We start from the raw sequence: 5,049 nt of genomic DNA on the forward strand, positions 1-5,049 counted from the left end.
GGCGCTTCGCTGCCGAAGCGGCCGGGGCCGAAAAGATACTCCTCGCTCGTGCCGGCATCGAGGTCATGCTTGACGAGGCCGCGGAAGAGGAACCAGCCCGGCTCGGGGATGGCGCTATAGGCATAGCGATAGGGTTTGCCGGCATAGCGCTGGTTGAACATGCCGAATTCGAGATCGCGGTCGTCGAGCCTTTGTTCGGTCGTCTTTCCGGTCTTGAGATTGAAGCGCCAGCGATGAAGGCGCGGCTTGAGCAAGCCCTGGTCAAGATAGGCCATCATCCGCTCCAGCCCCTCGGGAGCATCGGGATAGGATTTTGGCATCGGCTCTTCCTGATAATAGCCGTCGAGGACGATCTCGTCGCCTTCCTCCCACGCGTTGAGCCAGTGGAGCGTGTAGGTTGGCTCGGCCTCGAACCAGCGGATATCCTCAGGGGTTCCGTGCCGCGGGATGATCGCGAAGCGCGTCTTTTCGTCGGGGTGAAACTGGACGACGTGCAGGTTCTTTTCGAGCAGTTCCGCGTTCCAGTAGAGCGGCATGTCGTTGAGGATGGTGTAATTTTCGGTGAACGCCATGTCGTGTGGCAACCGCGGTCCGGCGAGCGGCACGGGAATATAATGTTTGAGCTTATTGTCCGCGCCGACGACGCCATAATGCATATAGGGCGCGTGCTTCGAATAGTTGAAGAACATCAGTTCGCCGGTCGCGAGATCGACCTTGCAATGCGCCGAAATGCCGTCGAGCGGCACCCAGCTTTCGGTGCCGAACTGTTCGAGCGTGAACGGGTCGAGCCGATAGGCCTCGCCGCACTGGTAGAAGGTCGAGATGATCTTGCCCGCGTGGATCGCGACGTCGGTCGACGATGAATCCTTGAGCCATTCCTGCGCACCCCAGCCGTGGCGGGTCGATTTGTGTGGCGGTTCCATCAGCCCGGCCCAGAGCGAGCGGCCGGCTTCCTTCTCGGCCTCGAACCCCTTGGTGCGGACAAAGCGGCTGCGATAGCTCGCGCGGCCGTCCTTGAACGAGATCGCATGGATGAAGCCGTCACCGTCAAAGGGATGATAGCGGCCGATCGGTTCGTGAATCTGGTTCTCGCCGGTGCGGACGTAAACGCCGTCGATGTCGGTCGGGATCGTGCCGATCACCTCGACCTCGCCATTGGCGAAGACCGCATTCCACTCGTTATAGGTCGGCCGCCACGCGCCCTTCATATAGGGATGGTCGTTCGGTTGAACGGTGGTCCGGATCGTGTCGACAAGCTGAGCGGTCATGCGATGACTCCTTCGGCGGCTGCAAAGCGCGGCCTGGCGACGGCCGCATCATATTCTGTCACAAGACGGTCGACGATGTCCGCGACGGGTTCGGTCGCGCGAACCGCGCCGACGCCCTGACCCGCAGACCAGACATTCTTCCATGCCTTGGCGTCGTCCTGCGCATCGGAGAAATTGGGGCGCTTGTCCTCAGGCATGTTCGCGGGGTCGTAGCCCGCAGCGATCAGGCTTGATTTCAGCCAGTTGGCGGTCACGCCGGTAATGCCCTTCGACGGCATGATGTCCTCGGCCCCCGCCGCGACCACCATGTCCTTGTAAGGCTGAACAGCCATGCTTTCGGTGCAGGCGATCAGCGATGTGCCGAGATAGGCGAAGTCGGCCCCCAATATTTCGGCGGCCCGAATTGCCTGACCCGTCGAGATTGCGCCGCCCAGCACCAAGGGGCCGTCCCAGAACTGCCGCACTTCCTCGACAAAGGCGAAACCGGCGGTGGCGCCGGTATGGCCGCCGGCTCCCGCCGCGACGAGCACCAGTCCATCGACGCCCGCAGCCACGGCCTTGCGGGCGAAGCCCACCGAATTGACGTCGGCGAAAACGATGCCGCCATAGGCGTGGATTTGCTCGACGACGCGGGCGGGACTGCCGAGCGCGGTGATGACGAGCGGAACCTTGTGCCGCACGACGCAGGCGAGGTCGTCGGCAAGCCGGCTGTTCGACGGATGCACCACCAGATTGACCGCCCAGGCGGCGGCGTCGGGATCGTTGGAGAGCGCCGCGTCGATGCGGCTCACCCACGCTTCCAGATCGGCGGTCGTCCGCGCGTTGGGGGCGGGAAAGCTGCCGATCATTCCGGCGCGCGAGGCGGCGATGACCATGTCGGGGCCCGACACGAGGAACATCGGCGCCGCGATTGCGGGCAGGCGTAAATTGCGCGTCAAAGCTGCGGGAAGGCCGTGCTTCGGCTTCATTCCTGTCTCCCAAAACTTACTTGCATAGTGATACTAACTTGCGTAACAGAACTTATGCCCGTTCAAGAGGCATTTGCAAGCAAAACATGCCGGCCCGTCGCCGGCAGTGGGGAGAGGGAGAATCATGAAGCATTCACTTGCCATGCTGTTGGCTGCGTCGGCGCTTGCCGGTCCCGCGGCTGCGTTCGCGCAGGAGGCCCCCGCCGAAAGCCAGGGCGGCCTCGACGACATCATCGTTACTGCCCAGAAGCGCGCCGAGGGCTTGTCCGATGTGCCGATCTCGATTTCCGCGGTCAGCGGCAAGCAGGTCGAAAGCTATGGGCAGACCAACCTCGAACAGATCAGTTCGTCGGTCCCGAATCTGAAGATCACCCAGACCGCGATCGCCAATCGCATCGCGATCCGCGGCATCGCCTCGGGCGACAACAAGGGGTTCGAACAGTCGGTCGCGATGTTCGTCGACGGCGTCTATTATGGGCGCGACCAGCTTTCGCGCCTGCCGCTCGTCGATATGGAGCGGGTCGAGGTTTTGCGAGGCCCCCAACCGACGCTGTTCGGCAAGAATGCGATCGCAGGGGCGGTCAATATCACGACACGCAGCCCGACCGACGAATTCGAGGGGACGGTGAGCGGCCTCTATGAATTCAATCACAAGGAACTGCAGCTGACCGGCGTCCTGTCGGGGCCGTTGAGCGACGGCATCGAAGCGCGCGTGGTTGGCTATCATCGCTCGATGGACGGATATTTCTACAACCAGAAATTGAAGCGCAACGAGCCCAACGTCGATGAATATTATGTCCGCGGCAAGGTGGAGTTCGACAAGGGCGGGCCGCTCGCGGCCGAACTGAAGCTCGAATATGCCGACTTCGCGATGAAGGGCCAGCCGCGCGACGTGTTCGGCGCGGTCGGGAATTACAATGCGGTCTTCCAGGGCCCCTTCTTCGTCAGCACCGTCCCCGACTATGTGCGCGAGGATAATGGCTATGAAAGCCGCAACAAGGTGTTCGGGGCGACGCTGAACGCCGATCTGGAAATCGGCGAGCACACGCTGACCTCGGTGACATCGCTGCTCGACTATAAGACGCGCGAAATCGTCGATGTCGACTTTTCGGGGATCAGCTTTCTCGACGGTACGAATTTGCGCGAGGATTATCGGCAGTTTTCGCAGGAACTCCGCCTGACCTCGCCCGGCGGCGAGGCGTTCAACTATATCGGCGGGGTCTATTATCAGCACGCCAAGCTGGACGTTCAGGATTTCACCCTCTTCAATCCGACGTTCCTGGGGCTGGGCGCACCGTTCAACGCGCTCGGTGACACGCGCAACGACCGCGACTACAGCCAGACGTCGGACCTGATCTCGGCCTTTGCACAGGGCGAATTGTCGCTGACCGACCAGCTTCGCGTTACCGCGGGCGCGCGCTTCAACCATGAGAAGAAGAGCGGCCGCCGATCGCTCGCCATCGTGCAAGGTCCGCTCAGCACCGCACCCGCTGCCGTGGTCGCTGCGGTGTTCCGCGCGCTCAACATCGAGGCGCACAGCATCGCCGGCAAGCTGAGCGAGGACAGCTTCAATCCGATGGTCAACGTCCAGTTCGACGCGACCGACGACCTGATGCTCTACGCGTCCTATGCGCGCGGAACCAAGGCTGGCGGCTTCGACATCCGGTCGAATTCGCTGCCGACGTCGACCACGGTCGCCAAGCCCGGCGCGTTCGAATTCCAGGACGAAAGCGCCGATAATTTCGAAGCGGGGCTGAAATACAAGGGCCGCGACGTCGCCTTCAACCTGTCCTTCTATCGCACCAAATACAAGGATCTGCAGGTCAACATCTTCGACGGGACGCTCAACTTCAACGTCCGCAATGCGGCGGCGGCGCGGACGCAGGGGATCGAAGCGGATTTTCGCGCGGCGCTCGCCGAAGGCCTGACCATCAGCGGCGCGATCGCCTATCTCGATTTCAAATTCACCAACTTCACCGACGGCCAATGCTATTATCTGCAGACGCCGGGACCGGGTGGCTTCTGCGACTATAGCGGCAAGCGTAACGCGCTGAGTCCGAAATGGTCGGGTAATCTCAACGTCGATTACTGGACGCCGGTCGGCAGCGACCTCAAGCTGTCGTTCAACGTCAACGCCGACTTTTCCTCCTCCTATATCGCGGCGGCGAACCTCGACCCGCGGACCTATCAGGGCAGCTATGCGAAGCTTGGCGCCCGCGTCGCACTGGGGCAGATCGACAATCGCTGGGAAGTGGCGCTGATCGGCCGCAATCTGACCGACCAGCGGATCCTTCAGACCGGCAGCGCGATGCCGCTTGCGACGACGATTACGGGCGGGGCGGGCAATGCCTATAACGGGATCGTCGATCGGCCGCGAACGATTGCGGTGCAGGTTACGGGGCGCTTTTGAACCAGCTCTCCCCCGACGGAAGCATGGGCGCGGGCACCGCCCATCTTCCGTCGGACCGGCCTTGTCGCGTGCTGTTCCGCGGAGTAGGGCGGGCGCAGCAATGGACGCATCAGCCGTGAAAGAAGATCGCACCATCCGCGCCTGTTCGATCTGGCGCGCGCTCGATGTCGTCGGCGACGTTCCGGTGCTGCTCATCATGGAGCAGGCCTTTCTCGGCACCCATGGCTTCGACGAATTCGTGGCGCGGACCGGGCTCGCGCGGTCGGTTGTCAGCGGGCGGCTACGCAAGCTGGTCGACGAGGATTGCCTTGCCAAACGGCCGAAGAAGGAAGGGCGCGGTTCCTATTATGCGCTGACCGAGAAGGGGCGCGACCAGTTTCCCAACGCCTTGATGATGCTGCGC

General features: G+C 62.4%; 4 protein-coding genes. 2 read left to right on the forward strand and 2 right to left on the reverse strand.

Annotation, left to right across the window (positions count from 1 at the left end; all coding sequences use genetic code 11):
• Window positions 1-1,268, reverse strand: a 1,268-nt coding sequence (locus ABS88_RS24240; protein WP_286750840.1) for a carotenoid oxygenase family protein, incomplete at its 3' end; no start/stop codon positions are given.
• Window positions 1,265-2,236, reverse strand: coding sequence for an NAD(P)H-dependent flavin oxidoreductase (locus tag ABS88_RS24245; RefSeq protein WP_286750841.1), 972 nt, complete (start codon window positions 2,234-2,236; stop codon window positions 1,265-1,267). The genes ABS88_RS24240 and ABS88_RS24245, both read right to left, overlap by 4 nt.
• Before the next feature lie 124 nt (window positions 2,237-2,360).
• Between ABS88_RS24245 and ABS88_RS24250 the strand changes: the two genes are divergently transcribed.
• The gene (locus tag ABS88_RS24250; protein ID WP_286750842.1) at window positions 2,361-4,646 is read left to right on the forward strand and encodes a TonB-dependent receptor; all 2,286 of its coding nucleotides are present in this window, start codon (window positions 2,361-2,363) and stop codon (window positions 4,644-4,646) included.
• A 115-nt stretch (window positions 4,647-4,761) separates the two neighbouring features.
• Window positions 4,762-5,049, forward strand: a 288-nt coding sequence (locus ABS88_RS24255; RefSeq protein ID WP_286750843.1) for a winged helix-turn-helix transcriptional regulator, incomplete at its 3' end; no start/stop codon positions are given.

This window comes from Sphingopyxis sp. SCN 67-31 (assembly GCF_001725095.1).